The sequence below is a fragment of the [Bacillus] enclensis genome (genome assembly GCF_001456935.1).
Classification (GTDB): domain Bacteria; phylum Bacillota; class Bacilli; order Bacillales; family Bacillaceae_B; genus Rossellomorea; species Rossellomorea enclensis.
On the sequence record NZ_KQ758483.1, the window covers coordinates 832,544 to 851,813 of the forward strand.

Annotated in this window: 20 protein-coding genes; 18 read left to right on the forward strand and 2 right to left on the reverse strand. The window is 41.7% G+C overall.

Annotation, left to right across the window (positions count from 1 at the left end):
• Window positions 1-65: 65 nt before the first annotated feature.
• The 11 genes from AS034_RS11800 (at window position 66) to AS034_RS11850 (ending at window position 10,630) form a co-directional block, all read left to right on the forward strand.
• Window positions 66-464 carry a VOC family protein gene (locus tag AS034_RS11800; protein ID WP_058298584.1) on the forward strand — a complete coding sequence of 133 codons (399 nt, stop codon included), beginning with the start codon at window positions 66-68 and terminating at the stop codon, window positions 462-464.
• Entirely contained in the window at window positions 461-1,498 is a 1,038-nt protein-coding gene (locus tag AS034_RS11805; protein WP_058298585.1) for a DUF2332 domain-containing protein, read from the forward strand. The genes AS034_RS11800 and AS034_RS11805 overlap by 4 nt, the downstream gene beginning before the upstream one ends.
• A 51-nt stretch (window positions 1,499-1,549) precedes the next feature.
• Window positions 1,550-2,077, forward strand: coding sequence for a GNAT family N-acetyltransferase (locus AS034_RS11810; RefSeq protein ID WP_058298586.1), 528 nt, complete (start codon window positions 1,550-1,552; stop codon window positions 2,075-2,077).
• A gap of 201 nt (window positions 2,078-2,278) precedes the next feature.
• Window positions 2,279-3,046, forward strand: a complete 768-nt coding sequence (locus AS034_RS11815) for a DeoR/GlpR family DNA-binding transcription regulator (protein WP_058298587.1) — start codon at window positions 2,279-2,281, stop codon at window positions 3,044-3,046.
• A 150-nt stretch (window positions 3,047-3,196) separates the two neighbouring features.
• A complete protein-coding gene (locus AS034_RS11820; RefSeq protein WP_032088537.1) occupies window positions 3,197-3,757 on the forward strand; it encodes a glycerol-3-phosphate responsive antiterminator in 561 nt (186 codons plus the stop codon).
• A 279-nt stretch (window positions 3,758-4,036) separates the two neighbouring features.
• Window positions 4,037-4,867 (forward strand): MIP/aquaporin family protein, encoded by an 831-nt coding sequence (locus tag AS034_RS11825; protein WP_032088536.1) that lies wholly within the window; start codon window positions 4,037-4,039, stop codon window positions 4,865-4,867.
• Between the two features lie 19 nt (window positions 4,868-4,886).
• Window positions 4,887-6,377, forward strand: coding sequence for a glycerol kinase GlpK (gene glpK, locus AS034_RS11830; RefSeq protein ID WP_058298588.1), 1,491 nt, complete (start codon window positions 4,887-4,889; stop codon window positions 6,375-6,377).
• A 199-nt stretch (window positions 6,378-6,576) separates the two neighbouring features.
• Window positions 6,577-8,238 (forward strand): glycerol-3-phosphate dehydrogenase/oxidase, encoded by a 1,662-nt coding sequence (locus tag AS034_RS11835; RefSeq protein WP_058298589.1) that lies wholly within the window; start codon window positions 6,577-6,579, stop codon window positions 8,236-8,238.
• A 122-nt stretch (window positions 8,239-8,360) separates the two neighbouring features.
• Entirely contained in the window at window positions 8,361-8,942 is a 582-nt protein-coding gene (locus AS034_RS11840; RefSeq protein ID WP_058298590.1) for a hypothetical protein, read from the forward strand.
• Between the two features lie 255 nt (window positions 8,943-9,197).
• Window positions 9,198-10,043 (forward strand): SDR family oxidoreductase, encoded by an 846-nt coding sequence (locus AS034_RS11845; RefSeq protein ID WP_058298591.1) that lies wholly within the window; start codon window positions 9,198-9,200, stop codon window positions 10,041-10,043.
• A 158-nt stretch (window positions 10,044-10,201) separates the two neighbouring features.
• The gene (locus AS034_RS11850) at window positions 10,202-10,630 is read left to right on the forward strand and encodes a DUF4064 domain-containing protein (protein ID WP_074440004.1); all 429 of its coding nucleotides are present in this window, start codon (window positions 10,202-10,204) and stop codon (window positions 10,628-10,630) included.
• Between the two features lie 32 nt (window positions 10,631-10,662).
• On the opposite strand, the gene AS034_RS11855 is transcribed toward AS034_RS11850, so the two are convergent.
• Together AS034_RS11855 and AS034_RS23160 are read right to left on the reverse strand one after the other, a co-directional pair.
• Window positions 10,663-11,256, reverse strand: coding sequence for a GNAT family N-acetyltransferase (locus AS034_RS11855; protein WP_232353643.1), 594 nt, complete (start codon window positions 11,254-11,256; stop codon window positions 10,663-10,665).
• A gap of 119 nt (window positions 11,257-11,375) precedes the next feature.
• Entirely contained in the window at window positions 11,376-11,471 is a 96-nt protein-coding gene (locus AS034_RS23160) for a putative holin-like toxin (protein ID WP_231938044.1), read from the reverse strand.
• A gap of 265 nt (window positions 11,472-11,736) precedes the next feature.
• Here AS034_RS23160 and AS034_RS11860 point away from each other — a divergent pair, with 265 nt between their 5' ends.
• The 7 genes from AS034_RS11860 (at window position 11,737) to AS034_RS11890 (ending at window position 19,216) form a co-directional block, all read left to right on the forward strand.
• Window positions 11,737-12,834 carry a M24 family metallopeptidase gene (locus tag AS034_RS11860; protein ID WP_058298593.1) on the forward strand — a complete coding sequence of 366 codons (1,098 nt, stop codon included), beginning with the start codon at window positions 11,737-11,739 and terminating at the stop codon, window positions 12,832-12,834.
• A 145-nt stretch (window positions 12,835-12,979) separates the two neighbouring features.
• The gene (locus AS034_RS11865) at window positions 12,980-13,420 is read left to right on the forward strand and encodes a DUF6376 family protein (protein WP_058298594.1); all 441 of its coding nucleotides are present in this window, start codon (window positions 12,980-12,982) and stop codon (window positions 13,418-13,420) included.
• A 167-nt stretch (window positions 13,421-13,587) separates the two neighbouring features.
• The gene (locus AS034_RS11870; protein WP_058298595.1) at window positions 13,588-15,750 is read left to right on the forward strand and encodes a DNA topoisomerase III; all 2,163 of its coding nucleotides are present in this window, start codon (window positions 13,588-13,590) and stop codon (window positions 15,748-15,750) included.
• 29 nt (window positions 15,751-15,779) lie between these two features.
• Entirely contained in the window at window positions 15,780-17,204 is a 1,425-nt protein-coding gene (locus AS034_RS11875) for a PAS domain-containing sensor histidine kinase (protein ID WP_032088528.1), read from the forward strand.
• A 121-nt stretch (window positions 17,205-17,325) separates the two neighbouring features.
• Window positions 17,326-17,982, forward strand: coding sequence for a type 1 glutamine amidotransferase domain-containing protein (locus tag AS034_RS11880; protein ID WP_058298596.1), 657 nt, complete (start codon window positions 17,326-17,328; stop codon window positions 17,980-17,982).
• 189 nt (window positions 17,983-18,171) lie between these two features.
• Entirely contained in the window at window positions 18,172-18,546 is a 375-nt protein-coding gene (locus AS034_RS11885) for a CidA/LrgA family protein (protein ID WP_058298597.1), read from the forward strand.
• Window positions 18,530-19,216: an LrgB family protein gene (locus tag AS034_RS11890; protein ID WP_052011603.1), complete on the forward strand. Its 687-nt coding sequence runs from the start codon at window positions 18,530-18,532 to the stop codon at window positions 19,214-19,216. Before AS034_RS11885 ends, AS034_RS11890 begins: the two co-directional genes overlap by 17 nt.
• Window positions 19,217-19,270 lie beyond the last annotated feature (54 nt).

Consider the following 19,270-nt stretch of genomic DNA (forward strand, 5'->3'; position numbering starts at 1 on the left):
TTATTAAGCAGGGAACAGTGCGGTGAGCACTGTTCTCCTTCACGTTCAGGAAAGGGGTAATGTTGATGATTTATGAAATGACCATACAAGTCCGTGTTCCAAACATGAGAGAAGGACAAAATTGGTATGAAAAACTTTTAAATAGAGGGCCTGACTTTGTTCCTCATGAAGGATTTGCTGAATGGGAACTCATTCCGGGGTGCTGGCTTCAGGTTGCAGAAGGTGAACCGTCTCTAAAAAGCGGACCGCTCCGACTTGGTGTGGCTGACATTGAAACAGAAAAAGCACGATTGATCCACTTATTGAATGTGGAAGATTTCATTATCCATTCAAGGAAAGAAGTACCCGTGAAATGGGCGACATTCGAAGACCCGTGGGGGAATGGAATCGGGCTGTTCCAATATCACGATCAGCAGGAAATCCAAAAGAGGATCATACCTATTTTAGGGAGGCACATCCAATGAATAAACAAGAGATATCAAAGCGCTTTAAAACATTTGCAGAAATGGAATGCAGGGATTCGAGCCCCCTTTATGAATACCTTTCAATTAAAATAGCAGATGATGATGAACTATTGGAGTTATGCACTTACTGCAGGGATGGCCAGCCTGTTCCTAATCTGTTTTTAGGCGGGGTTCATTTCCTGTTGATGAATGGCTCCTCCCATCACTTGCGAAACTATTATCCGAGCATCGTACAGGACCCACTGCCAGTCAAGAAATCATTTAACCACTTTAAACAATTCTGCCTTTTGAATAAGCATCAATTGATACCCATCCTTCAAACAAAGCTTGTCCAAACTAACGAAGTAAGAAGGTGCGCCTACCTATACCCTGCTTTCTGTTATATGCATGAATTGACGAATAAACCGCTTGCCTTGATGGAAATTGGAACGAGTGCAGGGTTGCAGCTTGGCTGGGATCAATACCGCTATCAATATGACATTGATGATGGGGAATACGGAAATAATTCATCCAGCATTCTGATCAGTTCTGAAGTAAAGGGAAATCATCATCCTGTCCTTTATCCAGAACCGCCCCCGGTTGCCTCCCGGACGGGATATGACTTACATATCAATCATAAAGAAGATCATCCGTGGCTGCTTTCCCTTATCTGGCCGGAACATGAAGAAAGGAGGAGTTTATTTACAGCTGCAGCCGAGAGTATCAAAGAGCTGGATATTGATTTCATAGAAGGTGACGGCATCGAACATTTCCCTGAAAAAATCAAAGAAATTCCAGACAACGAAGTCATTTGTATTTTTCATACCCATGTCGCCAATCAAATTCCTGAATCTGCAAAAAGAGTTCTTCATGACAAAATCAAAGAAATTGGCCGTCACCGTAATATCTTTCATCTATACAATAATATGTGGGACAGGCAGCTTCATTTGGATTGTTATATCAACGGCAAAGAGGACTGTCATCTTATTGGGGATACAGATGGGCATGGGCGCTGGTTTGAGTGGAATTTACTTCAAGAAAAATCTACCACATAAACGCATAACGTGGTAAACTATTTTAAATTTACTACTAAAGGAGAACAATAGATGTGGGAAAACGTTAGGCTGGTTAAACCGAATGCTGAATTGAGGGATGAATACCTTGATTTTTACCGGGAATGGAAAAATTCAGGGGAAGATATGGTTCCTTGGGTCATAAAGAAAGACCCGACAGACTTTGATAAAATGATTCAATCATTGCTTGATGCAGAGAAAGGGGAGAATCTTCCGGAAGGCTGGGTACCTGATTCCACTTATTGGCTGGTTGGCGAAGATGATCGGGTGATAGGGGTTGTCAATATACGTCACGCATTAACTGAATCTCTGTTGAATGCAGGCGGGCATGTGGGATATGGCATCAGGCCGACGGAAAGAAGAAAAGGCTATGCGACGAAGCTTCTCTCACTTTCATTGAAAAAAACAAAAGAACTTGGAATCCATAAGACTTTAGTTGTCTGTGACAGATGGAATGAAGCATCAAGAAGGACGATCCTGAACAATGGTGGAACACCCGCCGATGACTTTGTCGAAGAGGACGGCAATGTAATCCTTCGTTTCTGGATAGAGATGGATTAAACATAATGAAGCATACTGCCCAGAGCCAGAGCCTGGGATAGATTATTTTTTGTTTCATTTAGGAAGGAGATATTGACTGTCGATCATGATTTCGACGGTTTTTTCCTGTATGTACCTTTACTTCCCTTACAAATAGAGAAATAATATGAATATGTATGCACGGAAATCATGAATAAACATGCATAAAGGAGGTGAGAAGAGGTGTTTTCTGAAGAAAGAAGAGAAAAAATCCTCGTGAAAGTTGAAAAAATAGGCAGGGTTCTGGCAAAAGATCTCGCAGACGAATTCCAAGTATCGATTGATTCCATACGTCGGGACCTATCCATCATGGAAGAAGAAGGCCTGCTGAAGAGGACACACGGGGGAGCACTCCCAAATCCGAAAGCAAGGAATAAACCTCAGATGCCTGACGAACGGTATGGAGAAGCAAGCCAAGCCCAGAAAGCGATTGCCAGGGCAGCTGCAGGGTTAATTAATGAAGGTGAGACTGTATTCATAGGCGGAGCTTCCATACATAACGCCATGATTACATACCTGCCAAGAAATATCCCATATACTGTTGTCACTAATTCATTGGAAGTCGCATACCGCCTCAAGGAATACACCAATATTGAGACTCTTTTGATAGGGGGCATGGTGAAGCGATCCGGTAATATCACGGACAGTCTCGCCAATGAATACACAAAACAGTTCACGGTAGACGTAAATTTTGCTGCGGCAGGCGGAATCTCCGTGCGGGGCTTAAGTACTTCAACACCGGAAGTGGCTGTTTTTCTCAAAACGGTCATGACACGTTCAAAGAAAAATATTGCATTGATGGAGCACCAGAAGTTAGGTGTAGATTTGTTTGCCGGATTGGATCTGCCTTTGTCAAAGGTCGACCTCTTAATAACGGATGACGAATCTGACAGAGAAAAAGTAGAAGTGTTTGAATCAGCGGGGGTAAAAGTCTGTATGGTGAGTGAGTAAAAAGTTTTTCACTTTTTAGAGGATGATCTGATTTTTGAAGGTTATTGGCTTTATTAAGACAGGTTATGTATAGATTTTTACCATCCTATTTTCCGGTTGTCCATGCGGAATAATGACTACTTCAAAACATAGAAACAGGAGGTGATATTCATGAGTTTCGAAGGGCAAAAAATTCTTCCTGCAGTCAGGTCAATGAAGGACTTTGATAAGATGCTTGAGACATCATTTGAATATGGTGTGTTCCTGGACCTTCATGTGGGTATGCTGAAAAGTGTTTTTCAATATGCAAGACAACAAAATCGAAAGATGTTCCTGCATATCGATCTTATTCACGGACTCTCTAATGATGAGTATGGGACAGAGTATATCTGCCAGGAAGTGAAACCATATGGAATCATTTCCACTAAGGGGAATGTGATAAAAAAAGCCCGGCAAAAAGGTGTATATGCCACGCAGAGAATGTTCGTGATCGACTCCAGCGCAATGAAGCGCAGCATAGACCTGATTCATAAAACGGAGCCGGATTACATTGAGATCCTGCCGGGAGTCATACCGAAGATCATAACAGAAATCCGTGAAAAAACCGGCAAGCCTATCTTTGCCGGGGGACTCATTGACACAATCGAGGAAGTGGAAGCAGCCATCGAGGCCGGCGCCACTGCCATTACTACATCAGATCGGACGTTATGGAAGCACTTTGATAAAAAGTAACTTCTCATTTTTAAACTAATATCGGAATTATTTCCTGTTGACAACGTTTTCAAAGCGTATTAACATAGAAGCCAAGTTAATACACTGTGCAGAGAGAAAAAGAGACTTACGCAATTCATGCCTTTAAAGGGGGCCATGTTTCGTATGTCTCTTTTTTATTTTTTAATAAAACTGTTTTCCATTGAAGAAAATGGGATATATAAAGTTAGAATACTGACTGTACCCATTTATGAAAACGGTCTCTTCACAGACATCCCAATATGAAATGAGGTTAAAGATATGACAGCATTCTTAGGAGAAGTGGTAGGAACAGCATTACTCATTATCTTTGGTGCAGGTGTATGTGCTAATGTTAATTTGAAGAAATCCTTTGCCTATAATTCGGGCTGGATCGTCATTACTTTTGGATGGGGGCTCGGAGTGGCCATGAGTGTTTATGCAGTCGGTCAATTCAGCGGAGCTCATCTAAACCCGGCGGTAACACTTGGACTCGCCTTCAACGGTGATTTTCCATGGAGTCAGGTTCCGCAGTATATACTTGCACAGATGATCGGAGCGATAATCGGGGCATCGATTACGTACTTGCATTTCCTGCCGCACTGGCATGCAACGAAGGATCCCGGCGTCAAACTGGGTGTATTCGCAACCGGTCCGGCCATTCCACATGTATTCTCTAATTTATTGAGCGAATTCATCGGTACATTTGTTTTGGTGGTAGGATTATTGTCAATCGGCGCGAATACTTTTACTGATGGATTAAATCCATTCATTGTAGGATTTTTGATCATCGCAATCGGGATTTCCCTGGGGGGGACAACCGGTTATGCCATCAATCCGGCGAGGGACCTCGGACCGAGGATTGCGCATTTCCTTCTTCCGATTCCGGGGAAAGGAACTTCGAATTGGGGATATTCCTGGATCCCGGTTTTAGGGCCTGCATTAGGGGGCTCATTCGGAGGGTTGTTTTACAAAGCGATCTTCACCGGTAAAGTGACTACCGGCTTTTGGGTTGTTTTAATCCTTACTTTAGCCATTCTGGGTGCAGCTTACTTAAGCGACAGGAAATTAACGCTATCTCAGAAAGTAGAAAAATTATCAACTGAAAACTAAGTTCACGGGAGGAATCATCATGGAAACATATATTTTATCATTGGATCAGGGGACGACGAGTTCAAGGGCGATTCTTTTTAACAAAAAGGGAGAGATCGTCCATACGAGCCAGAAAGAATTCACTCAGCATTTTCCTAAACCGGGCTGGGTGGAACATAATGCAAATGAAATTTGGGGATCGATCCTCTCTGTCATCGCAACCGTTTTATCAGAAGCAAATGTGAAGCCTGAGCAGATCGAAGGTATCGGAATTACAAATCAGCGTGAAACAACGGTTGTGTGGGATAAAGAGACGGGGACTCCGATTTATCATGCCATTGTATGGCAGTCCCGACAGACAGCAGGGATTTGCGATGAGTTGAAGACACAGGGCCTCAATGATACATTCCGGGAAAAGACAGGTTTATTGATTGATGCTTATTTCTCGGGAACAAAAGTGAAATGGATCCTGGATAATGTAGAAGGGGCTAGGGAAAAAGCAGAAAAGGGACAACTCCTATTCGGTACGATCGATACTTGGCTTATCTGGAAGATGTCAGGCGGCAAGGCTCACGTGACAGATTATTCAAATGCCTCACGGACACTTATGTACAATATCCATGAGTTAAAGTGGGACAGCGAACTTCTTGAAATCCTTGGAGTACCTGAATCCATGCTGCCTGAGGTACGTCCTTCTTCAGAAGTATACGCCAAGACGATCCCTCATCACTTCTTCGGACAGGAAATTCCGATTGCAGGTGCAGCGGGAGACCAGCAGGCTGCTCTTTTCGGTCAAGCGTGCTATGAAAAGGGAATGGGTAAAAACACGTATGGTACAGGCTGCTTCATGCTTATGAACACCGGAGATAAAGCCGTGAAATCAGATAATGGCCTTCTGACAACCCTTGCGTGGGGAATTGATGGCAAAGTGGAATACGCATTGGAAGGAAGCATCTTTGTAGCCGGTTCTGCCATCCAATGGCTGCGTGATGGCCTCCGCATGCTAAAAGAGTCCAAAGATAGTGAGATATACGCAGAAAAAGTAGAATCGACTGATGGCGTTTATGTAGTCCCTGCATTCGTAGGACTTGGTACTCCATATTGGGACAGTGATGTCCGCGGGGCGGTATTTGGGCTGACGCGCGGGACTTCGAAAGAGCATTTCGTGCGTGCAACGCTGGAATCGCTCGCATATCAGACAAGGGATGTACTTTCGGCAATGGAAGCAGATTCGGGAATCGCACTGAAAAAACTCCGTGTAGATGGCGGAGCTGTGAAAAATGACTTCCTTATGCAATTCCAGAGCGACATTTTAAATGTTCCGGTTGAAAGGCCAGTGGTCAATGAAACGACAGCTCTTGGTGCTGCATACCTTGCAGGACTTGCTGTAGGATATTGGAAAGATCGTGAAGAAATTTCGAAACAATGGAAGAAAGACAGTGAATTCGAGCCGGGGATGACGAAAGAAAACCGTGAAGAATTGTATGCAGGCTGGAAAAAAGCAGTTAAGGCAGCAATGGCTTTTAAATAAGATTCGTTTGTGTTATAATCAATTTAAGTTAATAAATCGGTAAGAGATCCAGAGAGACCAAACTTCATTATGGCTGAAAATCCATAATGTTAGTTTTGGTCTCTTTTTTTATGGATATACACTTACTATAATGTGCATTTATAAACAGAGTCGAAATTATTAATCCCTATACAAATTGTTATTTAGGAGGATATACATTATGACGTTTTCAAGTACAGCAAGACAGGAAATGAAAAACCAATTAGCTTCCGACCATTATGACATCATCGTTATTGGAGGAGGTATCACAGGTGCCGGAATCGCACTTGATGCTTCAAAGCGCGGCATGAAGGTGGCACTGGTCGAAATGCAGGACTTTGCTGCAGGAACATCAAGCCGGTCAACCAAACTTGTTCATGGAGGACTGCGTTATTTAAAGCAATTCGAAGTGAAAATGGTAGCCGAAGTAGGGAAAGAACGTGAAATCGTCTATGAAAACGGTCCGCATGTGACAACTCCGGAATGGATGCTTCTGCCTCTTCATAAAGGCGGTACATTCGGTAAGTTCAGTACGTCAATCGGATTGAAGGTATATGATTTTCTTGCAGGTGTTAAAAGAAATGAAAGAAGATCCATGCTTTCTTCTGCAGAGACCCTTTCTAAAGAGCCGCTTGTGAAAAAGGAAGGTTTGAAAGGCGGAGGATATTATGTTGAATACCGTACGGATGATGCCCGCCTGACAATCGAAGTAATGAAGGAAGCGATTGCGCATGGTGCAACAGCCATCAACTACACAAAATCCCAGCGTTTCCTTTACGAAAATAAAAAAGTGGTCGGCATAGAAGCCGAGGATCTTCTAAATGGTGACACGATTGAAATAAGAGGGGCGAAAATCGTCAATGCTGCAGGTCCATGGGTTGATGAAGTCAGAGGAAAAGACTACAGCACCAATAATAAACAGCTCCGTCTGACTAAGGGAGTGCATATTGTCATCGATCAAAGTAAATTCCCTCTGCGCCAGGCTGTTTACTTTGATACACCTGACGGCCGCATGGTATTTGCGATTCCAAGAGACGGAAAAGCATACGTAGGTACAACCGATACTTTTTATGACAAAAACAAAGCGACCCCACAAATGACAACGGAAGACAGGGATTATATCCTTAACGCGATTCACTATATGTTCCCGGATGTAAATGTTTCGGAAGAAGATGTAGAATCCAGCTGGGCAGGTATCCGACCGCTCATATTTGAAAAGGGCAAAGATCCTTCTGAAATCTCGCGTAAAGATGAAATCTGGGAAGGAGAGAGCGGCCTCATCACGATTGCCGGCGGAAAGCTGACAGGTTACCGCAAGATGGCAGAAACGGTGGTAGATCTTGTATCGCAACGTCTAAAGGAAGAAATTAAAAAGAAATTTCCTGCTTCTGCAACCAAGCACATGCCGATATCTGGCGGTCATGTAGGAGGATCTAAGAACCTACCGGCATTTATCGACCAAAAATCAAAGGAAGCCGTCCAATATGGATTAACTGTGGAAGAAGGGCGAAAGCTTGCCGGCATGTACGGGTCAAACGTCGATCAGGTGTTCAAGCTTGCTCATGCATATAGCGGCTCCACCGAAGTGAGTGAGGTGCCCGTCACCCTATATGCACAGCTCCTATATGCAATACAGGAAGAGATGGCTGCGACGCCTGTAGATTTCTTTATCCGCAGAACAGGCGCCATGTTCTTTGACCGGGAGTGGGTTGAGAAATGGCATGAACCAGCAATCGAAATCATGGCTAAATTATTGAACTGGAGTGAAAGTCAAAAAGCTAAATACACTTCAGACTTAAAGAAAGAAATTAAAAACGCTGTAGTACCAGTCGATCAGCAGTAATATTTTTTCAGCAGGGTAATAAACCCTGCTGATTTTTTTGTTTTATAAAATCAGAAATAAAGACCTCTGAAATTCCGAGTATTTGGTATAATGGGAAAACAAGGGAAATTGGAGGTCTTCACGTGAAGTTATATCATAAAAAAGAACATGAAAGGATAGCGGTCAAGAATGCGGCTGTTCCTAAGACGATACTGGCAGTCATCCTGACGGCGGTCATTAGTTCATTCCTTGTCAATCTTCTTGAAAAAAGAGATGTTCTTACTGCTGAATCAAATCTGGAGACCCATTTGAAAGATCTGATAAGGGAGAATCAAAAGGAAGTCAGTGTTGTTTTAAGAAAAAAAATCCGAGATCAATACTTCCTTGTATATTCAATAAAGGGAGATGAGCCTAAACTTGGATTAGCTCAGTATAAAGAGGCAGATCTGCTGCCACTTTATGAACTTGTAAGTGTGGAAGAAGGAGAAGATGGTTTACTTGGATCGAGTTATTTAAATACCAGTCAATTCCTGGTTTACGGTAACCGAAAAGAAACAGGGGCAGCTTACTTTCAATATCGGGATAATATTGAATTTAAGAAGGTTGAGACAGGTAATGATCCCTATTTTTTACAGGTAGAATCATACGGAGGACAACTGGCTTTACCTCTTGTAATATTTTACAACAATGAAGGGGAGGAAGTGGCTTCCGTTCCTGCAGAATAGAGAATATCATGATATGCTTAAAATTATATAAATATATGAATTCGTGTGGAAATCAAAACACTCTTCTGTGCATCGAAGCAGAGAAGCATTCTTAGCCTTATGATGCATTTGAAAGTTAAGAAATAAACTAGTAGTATAAATATGAAATTGACACCATATCCTCGATTTTGGCGGCTTCAATGGGATGAAGCCGCCTTTTTTCTATGATAATTAATATCGGTATTATATTATCTGTTATAAAGGGAGTGATTTACTGTGGATAGAAAAATCGCCATCGTGACTGGTGCAAATAGCGGATTTGGCTTACTGTCATCGATAGAACTCGCAAAGTGTGGCTTTAAGGTAGTGGCGACAATTCGTGATCTTTCGAAATCGGGAAAATTAATGGAATGTGCAAAATCTAATGGGGTGGAGTCACACATCACAACCCGTCCTCTTGATGTCACTTCAGCCGTTTCCATTCAGAACTTCAAAGATGAACTTACTCAAGAATATGATTCGATTGATCTTTTATTGAACAACGCAGGTTTTGCAATTGGAGGTTTTGCAGAAGAGGTTAATCTTAATGAATATCGGGAGCAATTTGAGACGAATGTATTCGGTGTGATGGCTGTCACACAAGTCATATTACCGTTCATGAGGGAGCAGCGGAAAGGAAAGATCATCAATATGGGAAGTATCAGCGGACGTTTCGGGTTCCCCGGATTAAGCCCATATGTGTCTTCAAAGCATGCTCTTGAAGGGTACAGCGAAAGTCTGAGGCTGGAACTAAAGCCGTTTGGCATTGATGTTTTTTTAGTTGAACCTGGTTCATACAAGACGAATATCTGGACTACAGGGATGAAGGTGGCATCTGGATCACTCGTTAAAGAATCGCCATATCATACATATATGAAAAGAATCCAATCTGAGCTGGAGGCGGGTCAGTCCAGCTTAGGGGACCCCGCAGAAATAGCAGCCATCATTAGAGCTATAGGAACAGGTAAAATAACCAGATTCAGAGTACCTGCAGGAAAAGGGACCAGGGCTGCCATCCTGCTGAAAAGCATTCTTCCCTGGAGCGTTATAGAAAAAATCGTATTGAAGAAGTTGAATATTTAGCTATTGAGGCAGAAATTGTCTGAATTATGGGACTTCCGATTCGTTGAAGGAGAATATTGTCAAAAGATAGAATTACATAGGAAAGCATGGTCACATTCGTGATATGTTTAGAACTCAAAATATAATCTAAAGAGTGATACGTAAAGGAGATGTTATGAATGGTAAAAAGGACCGGAGAAGTTGTGATGGGAATCATCGGTATTGTTTTGTCAGCTTTATTTTCAATCATCGGAATCGTGACCAATATGAGTATTGACGATCCTATGGTCATGCAAGAAATGGAAAAGATGATCGAAAGCGATCCTGCAATAACGACCCAGGATTCGACATTTATTATAGGGATTGCGGAATCAATGGGGTGGTACCTTATCCTGATTGGAGTCATCGCTTCCATTCTTGGGCTCATTGCGGTGCTAACCATTGTGAAAAATAGAAAACCGATCCTTTCAGGAATCATGTTCATTCTCGCTGCCCTGGTGATTGGACTCGGCACCATCGGATTCGGCTTTATCCCCGGCCTGCTTTTCTTGATTGCAGGAATCATGGCATTCGTCCGTAAACCGAAACCGAGTGAAACGGTATATTAAACAAGAACCAAAGAAGCTTAGAGTCTATCCCTTTAAGCTTCTTTTTTTTCCATAAAGAGAAAAACGGTATCTTCCCTTGGAAGCTTTTCTTTTTTATAGCCCGCATACCCGAGGTTTTTATAGAAGTTAATATTTTTGAGACTGTTGCTGCCTGTAAATAATTCAAATCGAGATCCCTTAAAAACATTTTCAATTGCAGCCATTAATTCTTTTCCGAACCCTTTTCCTTGAAAATCCGGATGCACCATTAGTTTGGTGATGTGGCAAGTTCCATTGATTTCCCTCGCCCGAACTGAACCAATTATCTTACCATCCCATACTAATTTCAGTATGTGGCTTTCAAGAAAATCATCTTCTACGTCTGCTACTGTTTGAAGAAGAGGCTCGATTTCGTAATTGCCTTCAAGTTCAGCTTCGCTTACATAAGCAAGCTTCTGAATTTTAAGTATTTCAGCGGAATCTTGGATTGATGCCTTTAATATCGTTTTATTTATCATATTTACCTCCAATATAAATATATTATCATTAATATATTCTTCATTTGGAGAATAACCCCTTTTCTTTCTAACTTCTTGATTTTCTTTAAATTCTATACTATCTTGAAAGTAGAGCATAACTAATAACAAAGAGACACCGGTTGCCGCCGATGTCTCTTGCCACACAGCAACTGCAAGGAAAGCAGTGGCCCAATAAAGAAAGGAAATAACTCTGCCCTTCCAAGTTCAGGCGCTTAACGAGGGTGGGGTTATTTCTTATTGTCATTCGAAATAACAATGGCAATGATGGAGACGATCAAAGAGCCGAATGTAATCATTAGCGTCAAAGCCTCATACGTTGTCACTATAGGCACCACCTCCTTTAACCAGGAAGTGGCCACTCCCACCCTACATATGCTGTGTACTCAAATTATATCACATTACACCTTATCCACTTATAGGAAAGAGGTAGGAAAAGCATTACCTTTGCAAAAAAACAGATGGGTATCCTGTGGTTATCACTGGGTTGTTTGATTGCGAACATTTCACGGAAAGAAAAAAATATGTTAGCATGAATATGCTCATAATAAGCGATTACATATAACTAAGAATTTTTAGGAGGAACAACATATGCAACAAAGATTAGAGACGTTTCAGCAGTGGCTGAAAGATGAAAACATTGAAGCTGCTTTTATCAATTCAACGGAGAATGTGTTTTATCTGACTAATTTTCATACAGATCCGCATGAGAGGCTGATGGGTTTATTCATTTTTCCTGATGCTGAACCATTTTTCGTGGTACCTGGAATGGAAGCCAGACAAGTAAAGGACGCCGGCTGGTCAGGCGAGGTCATCGGATACTCTGATCATGAGGATCCTTGGGACTTCATTAAACAAGCAATCAGTAAGCGTGGATTGAATGGAAATAAGGCAGCCATCGAAAAGGACGTATTGACTTTTGGGCGCAGTGAAGCATTTTTATCCATCTTTAACGAACCAGAGGTTGTTAATCTGGAAGATAAATTAAACGACATGCGCGTGGTGAAAGATGAAAAAGAAATCGAGATCATGAGACGCGCAGCCCGAATGGCGGATTTCGGTGTAGAAGTAGGGGCAGCCGCCCTCAAGGAAGGCATAACCGAAATGGAAGTTCTTGCGAAGATCGAATATGAACTGAAGAAAAAAGGCATCAGGGAAATGTCTTTCTCAACAATGGTATTATTCGGTGAAAAGGCAGGCGATCCACACGGCAATCCCGGAGACAGAAAGCTCAAAGCGGGAGACTTTGTCCTTTTCGATCTTGGAGTGGTCCTTGAAGGGTACACATCTGATATCACCCGGACATTTGCTTATAAATCCGTTTCGGACAAACAAAGGGAAATTTATGAAACGGTTCTTAAAGCAGAGCTTGCTTCCCTTGAAGCCAGTAAGCCGGGCAGCCGGATTGGAGACCTGGATCAAATTGCCCGTGATATCATCACGGAAGCCGGATATGGAGATCACTTCCCTCACCGCATCGGTCACGGCCTTGGGATCAACGTCCATGAATTTCCGTCGATGAGCCACTTGAATGACGGCATTCTCAAAAAAGGCATGACTTACACGATTGAACCGGGTATCTATGTACCTGAAATCGGCGGAGTAAGAATTGAAGATGATGTGCTCATTACAGAAGACGGCCATGAAACCTTAACAAAATTCCCAAAGGAACTTCAGATAATCGAATAAATGGAGGAGAGCTGGTGCAATATCAGCTCTTTTTTCATTATTTATCTTAGGCTCAATTGATAAGTCAGCGTCAGACAATTTAAGTTGAAACTTATTTGCAGGTCAGACGTATAAACTAATATCAAGCATTTAAAAGGAGAGAGTCATGAAAAAGTTCATATTGCTCATATTATCGTTATCCCTTCTCACCGGCTGCGGTTTATTAGAAGAAGCAAATAACAGCTTGACGTACGCAGACGAAATGACTGATTACTTGAACGAAGCTGAACAGTTTGCCAATGATTTTCCTGCCCTGGTGGAGAACGCTTCTGCAGACAATTCGGCTTTACCTGAATTAGAAAGACGACTGAACGACATGAAATCGGAAATAGAAGATATAAACAATCTGACTCCTCCATCCATTGCAGAAGATCTTCATGAGAGAGTCATTGATTATAATAATAAAGCTCTTCAGGGCATCGACGAGGCGCAGTCCCAAATCGATAGAGGGGAAGTAAGCTTGAGCGAGCTGCAAAATCTTGAGATCGTAAAAACGTTTGATCAGCTTCAAGATATAAAAGGAAACTTAGAAAACCTGGGTCAATAGTGTAACTTGAGGTATAGTAATGAACATAATCATTGCTGTACCTTTTTATTTAAAATGAAAAGGATATATGTTAATTGAGGCGGGAAGGATTTATTTGTTCTTTAGAACAAAGGTTCGGGAAAACATGTTATAATGAAGAAATAATAAACATGAACAGGAGACATTCTATGAAAGTTGTGATTGCCGAAAAACCCGATCAGGGAGCAACTTTAGCCAAGCCGTTTCCTCATAGGAAGAAACAAGGATACATAGAAATTCATCCGAATGAAATATTTCCAACGGGTGCATATGTTACATGGGCTGTCGGACATTTATTTGGACTGCAGTCCCCTGAAAAATATGACAGCAAGTGGAAGAAGTGGACGCTGGAAGACTTGCCGATCATTCCCGGACGTTTTCAATATGAACTGTCCAGGGCAAAAGCAAAACAGTTTGGAGTCATCAAGCAGCTGCTTCACAATAAGGATGTAAATGAAATCATCCATGCTGGGGATGCAGGGCGTGAAGGGGAATTAATCATCCGTAACATTATCTCAATGGCACGGGTGCAGAAACCGATGAAAAGATTGTGGATATCATCACTGACGGAAAAAGCAATCATTAATGGCTTTAGGGGACTGAAAGAAGAACATGAGCTTCGTAACCTTTATTACGAAGCATATTCACGTGCCTGCGCTGATTGGCTCGTTGGAATGAACGCTTCGAGAGTGTACAGCATTTTACTGAAACAACAAGGCATGGCGGACGTGTTTTCAGCAGGGAGGGTACAGACCCCTACGCTTGCCCTTATCGTCAAACGTGATGAGGAAATCGAACGATTCAACAGTGAACCATTCTGGGAAGTGAAGGCTGATTTTCAATTTGGGGAACACATTTATGAAGGCACATGGCAAAGAGAAGGAGAAAGCCGAATTCAAAGTGAGGAACTTGCCAGGAAGATAGCTTTATTCTGTAAGGATAAACCGGCTGTGATTACAGAAGTGAAAACGGAAAGAAAAGAATTTTCACCTCCTATGCTGTTCAATCTTTCAACATTACAAGCAACTATCAATAAGATGTTCAAATTTTCTCCAAAGAAAACGCTGGATATACTTCAGAAACTTTATCAAAAAGGCATCGTATCTTATCCCCGGTCAGATTCTCAATATGTAACCAAAGGGGAAGCTGAGACGTTTCCTGAGATACTCAATAAATTAAAGCAGTTCGAACCTTATCAACAATGGATCCCGGCTCCTCAAATGAGCTTGATCAACAACAAGAGATTTGTAAACGACGCCAAGGTATCCGATCACTATGCCATCATTCCAACTGAACAGGTTACTGACCCTTCTTCTTTGTCACAGGATGAGAAAAAGATCTATGATATCATCATTAAACGTTTCATCGCTGCACATCATGATAAGGCCGTCATAAATTACACGTCCATCATAACAGTTGTCGATGGACGTGCTGAATTTGTTTCCAAAGGAAAACAGATTCTTCAAGAAGGCTGGAGAAAGATCATCATTGAGAATGATAAAGAAAAAGAACCTCTGCTGCCTCCTGTAAATGAGGAGGATCAGGGAATAGTGAAAAAAGTGAATATGAAGGAAGGCAAGACTCAGCCTCCTAAAAGATACACTGAAGGTCAGTTGATTACTTTAATGAAAACAGCCGGGAAATATATAGAAAATGATGAACTTGAGAGGGTTCTCAAGAAAACGGAAGGTCTGGGGACGGAAGCGACACGGGCCGGGATCATCACAATGCTGAAAGATCGTCAGTATATCACGATACAAAAAAACATCGTATATCCAACCGATAAAGCAAAAGTGCTCATCCGTGCAATAGGAGAAAACGTACTTGCCTCTGCTGAGATGACTGCAAAATGGGAGCAGCGCCTGCAGCAGATAGGCGTCGGAAAAGCTTCAGCTCCTGAGTTTATGGAACAAGTGAAGAAATTGAGTCACTCACTTGTTCAAAACGCATTAAAGGAAGCGAAAGCCTGGAATTTTGAGGGCCTTGATACAGAATCCATACAACGTAAAAATGGGAAATATGGAAAGCGGGGAAGTAAAGCAAGTCTGGGTGCTTGCTTAAAGTGTGGTGGCAAAGTCATCGACAAAGGAAAATTTTACGGCTGCAGCAATTACCAAAAAACAAAATGCAGCTTTACGATTTCAAAAACAATCCTTTCCAAAAAGATTACGGGTGCCGTTATCAAAAAAGTGTTAAAAGAAGGAAAGTCAGATCGAATCGACGGATTTAAAAAAGGGGACAAGCAATTTTCTGCTTACCTTGGATGGGATCATCAACAAAAAAAGATACAATTTTTATTCGATATAAAGTAAGTGACAAAAAGAAATAAGGCGGTGACATCATGCTGGCAGCCAGTCTGTTTAAAGAAGTTTTCTATCAGTCAAGGATTCCTCAGCTCGTGATGACCTTAGATGAGACGAAGGTGATGGTCAATCCCGCTTTCAAACAATTTATCGGTTATATTGATGAAACATGGCCATGGAGTTCACTTAAAGATTTTTCCCACCCTGAAGATTATGAGACCGATATGCAATACCTCGGGGAAGTCATTGAAGGAACCCGACATGAATACCAAATGGAAAAACGCTTTATCACAAGGACGGGCGGGATCAAAACTGGAGATCTGCATGTATCACTCATACAGGATCAAGGAGTGTCCTATGTATTGGGGCAGGTAATCGATATAACAGAGAAGAAAGAGATAGAGGCAAAGAAACAAAAAAGTGACGAAAAATATCGGCTGCTTGCTGAAAACTCTTCTGATATCATCAACCTCCATGAGCCGGATGGATCCTATATTTATTTATCTCCATCCATCTCTTCCCTGGGTTTCTCTCCGGATGAATTGGTAGGCAGACATCCTTATGATATCATTCATCCTGAAGATCAACAGAAAATTGAAGAATTATTATCATCTCTTAACGAAGAGGACCATGTCATCCAGGTCACATATAGGGTTAAGGGAAGTGAAGGGGAGTACAGCTGGTTTGAAAGTGTCCTGAAAGCCATCTTTGATCCCGAATCAGGAGAAATCCTGAATATTGTTTCTGTTTCACGAAATATTGAAGAACGGCGTAAAATCGAGGAACAAATCAAGAAATCGGAGAAGCTTGCTGTGATTGGACAAATGGCTGCAGCAGTTGCTCACGAAATAAGAAATCCTCTTACTCCGATTAAAGGATTCCTCCAATTGTGTGATGATAAGAAACAGTACAACGAAGAATATTTGAATATTGTAGTGAAAGAGATCAATAGAATGGAAGAAATCATTTCGGACTTCTTATTTCTTGCCAAACCCCAAGGGATTTTACGTAATCCTTTAAATATAGATGAATTGCTGAAAGAAGTTATCACGATTGTTGAAACCGGGATAAAAAGTAAAAACGTTGTCATAACCATGAATGCGATTGAGCGGAATGTAGCTCTATATGGCTGTCCTAATGGAATGAAGCAAGTACTATTCAATATCATTCAGAACGCCATCGACGCCATTTCAGTCAATGGAAGTATTGAAATTGATACAGCCATTTCAGGAAATGAGTTCGAGATATCCATTAAAGACGATGGAGAGGGCATCCCACAAGAAGTATTTAAGCATTTGGGAGAGCCGTTTTATTCAACCAAAGAAAAAGGAACCGGATTGGGCTTGTTGATTTCCCACAAAATCATAGAAAACCACAGCGGAAGAATAGCTTATGTTTCAAACCATGGTGAAGGAACAACAGTGAAAATCAGCTTACCGCTTCAAAACAGTGATGCTTCGTAAAGGCGTCGCTGTTTTTTATGTATTGAAAGTAGAAAGAATTCTCCCTTCCACGTTTAATTCCTGCTAAAAAGGATAAAACAACTATGTACACAAAGAAAAGTTGTTTATGGAGGGTTTATAGATGAAAAAAATATTAATGGTATTGACAAATGCAAGCAAAATCGACGATGAACATGAAACAGGCTTATGGCTTTCAGAGTTTGCAGAACCATACGAGGAGTTTACAAATCAAGGGTTTGAAGTTGATGTAGCCAGCCTGAAGGGAGGCAGGATTCCTCTTGACCCAAACAGTCTGGATGATGAAAATGTAGAAACTTGGAAAGGAATCACCAAAGAACTCGATCAAACATTGGTCCTTTCACAGCTGAATGTGAATGAGTATCATGGAATCTTCCTGCCTGGTGGTCATGGAACGATGTTTGACCTACCCGACAGCCCGGAATTGAAGGAAGCTTTGGCTCATTTTGCAGAAAATAATAAAGCGATCGGAGCTGTTTGTCACGGTCCGGCCGGCTTCACAGGTACAAAGTTATCAAACGGCAAATTCCTTGTTGACGGAATCAGCATGACAGGTTTCACAAACGAAGAAGAACAGCAGACGGGTCTGGATTCTTTAATGCCGTTCCTGCTGGAAACAAAGCTTCGCGAGCAAGGAGCGCAATTTGAAAAGTCGGAAGCATGGAGTGAACATGTTATAACAGACGGTAAATTTGTTACGGGTCAGAATCCGCAATCAAGCCAGGTGACGGCAGAAGCATTCGTTAAAGTACTATCTTGACTTTAAAAATTACACTGCTGAAAGAGTCACTCCAAGGAGCTCAATATAGCTTTTAATTTCCAAAGATGGTCCCCGCACTTTCAAGGGGCCGTCTTTTTTTCATTTCAAATGGTAAGAAGCATCCATATTAATTCTGTCACTCCCATATGGTAAAATCTAATTGGGACATTTATCGAAAGGAGTACGGTAATGATCAGAGTATTTATACAGATCATGATTTTATGTTTATTTAATGAAGCAGGAAAATGGTTCGCGGCCTTCTTTCATATACCAATACCGGGAAGCATTATTGGAATGCTGATATTATTTATACTTTTAGTCACAGGAGTCTTTAAAGAAAAGTTATTGATAGAGGGAGCAAACTTTTTTCTGAAGTACTTCTCATTTTTTTTCTTGCCATTATCCGTGAGTGCCATTGCCCTTGGTCCATATCTATCTTCGTATGGATGGAATCTTATCTTGATTCTTATTATAAGTGTCTTTGCAGGATTTGCAGCCACTTCTTCATGGGTTCAGGGATATATTCACATGAGGGAGAAAAATTTATATGATAGCAATCATTAAAATAATTGGAACAATAGGGGTTACTGTCTTGTACTTTATCCTTTCAATAAAAGTACACCGTTTGTGGAGCAGACCGATTACCATTCCTATTTTCTTGAGCTCTTCGGCACTCATTCTTACATTGCTCACTCTCAACATACCATACAAAACTTACGCAGAAGGCACTGAGATTATTACTTACCTGCTTGGGCCTGCCACTGTGGCGCTTGCCTATCCTTTGTATCAATACCGCAAGCTTATCCTGCGACACTGGCAGCCTATTTTATCAGGAATCGCGACAGGCAGCGGGGTATCCATGCTGCTCACTCTTCTTCTCGCAACTTTAATGGACATACCTGCAGAGTTCATCCGTTCCTTCCTTGTAAAAACAATTACTACCCCTGTAGCCGTGGACATTGGAAGACTGATACATGCAAAGATTGAAGTGATTCCCGCTGTAGTTATCGTGACAGGAATATTGGGGGCCATGTTTATGCCATCCATTAACAAACTATTAAAGATCACGCACCCGATTGCGAAGGGTCTGCCATTCGGAGTCATTTCGCATGGTATTGGTACGGCTCAAGCTCTCAAAGAAGGGGAACTTGAAGGTGCCGTAAGCGGAGCTGCTATGGCATTAACTGCCGTTATCATGTCCTTTATCATACCCATTGTGTTCTTGTTTGTTTGAGGAAGAACGTTTTTTTCAACGACACACTGAGGTTTTATAGAGCTTTTCCTTTTA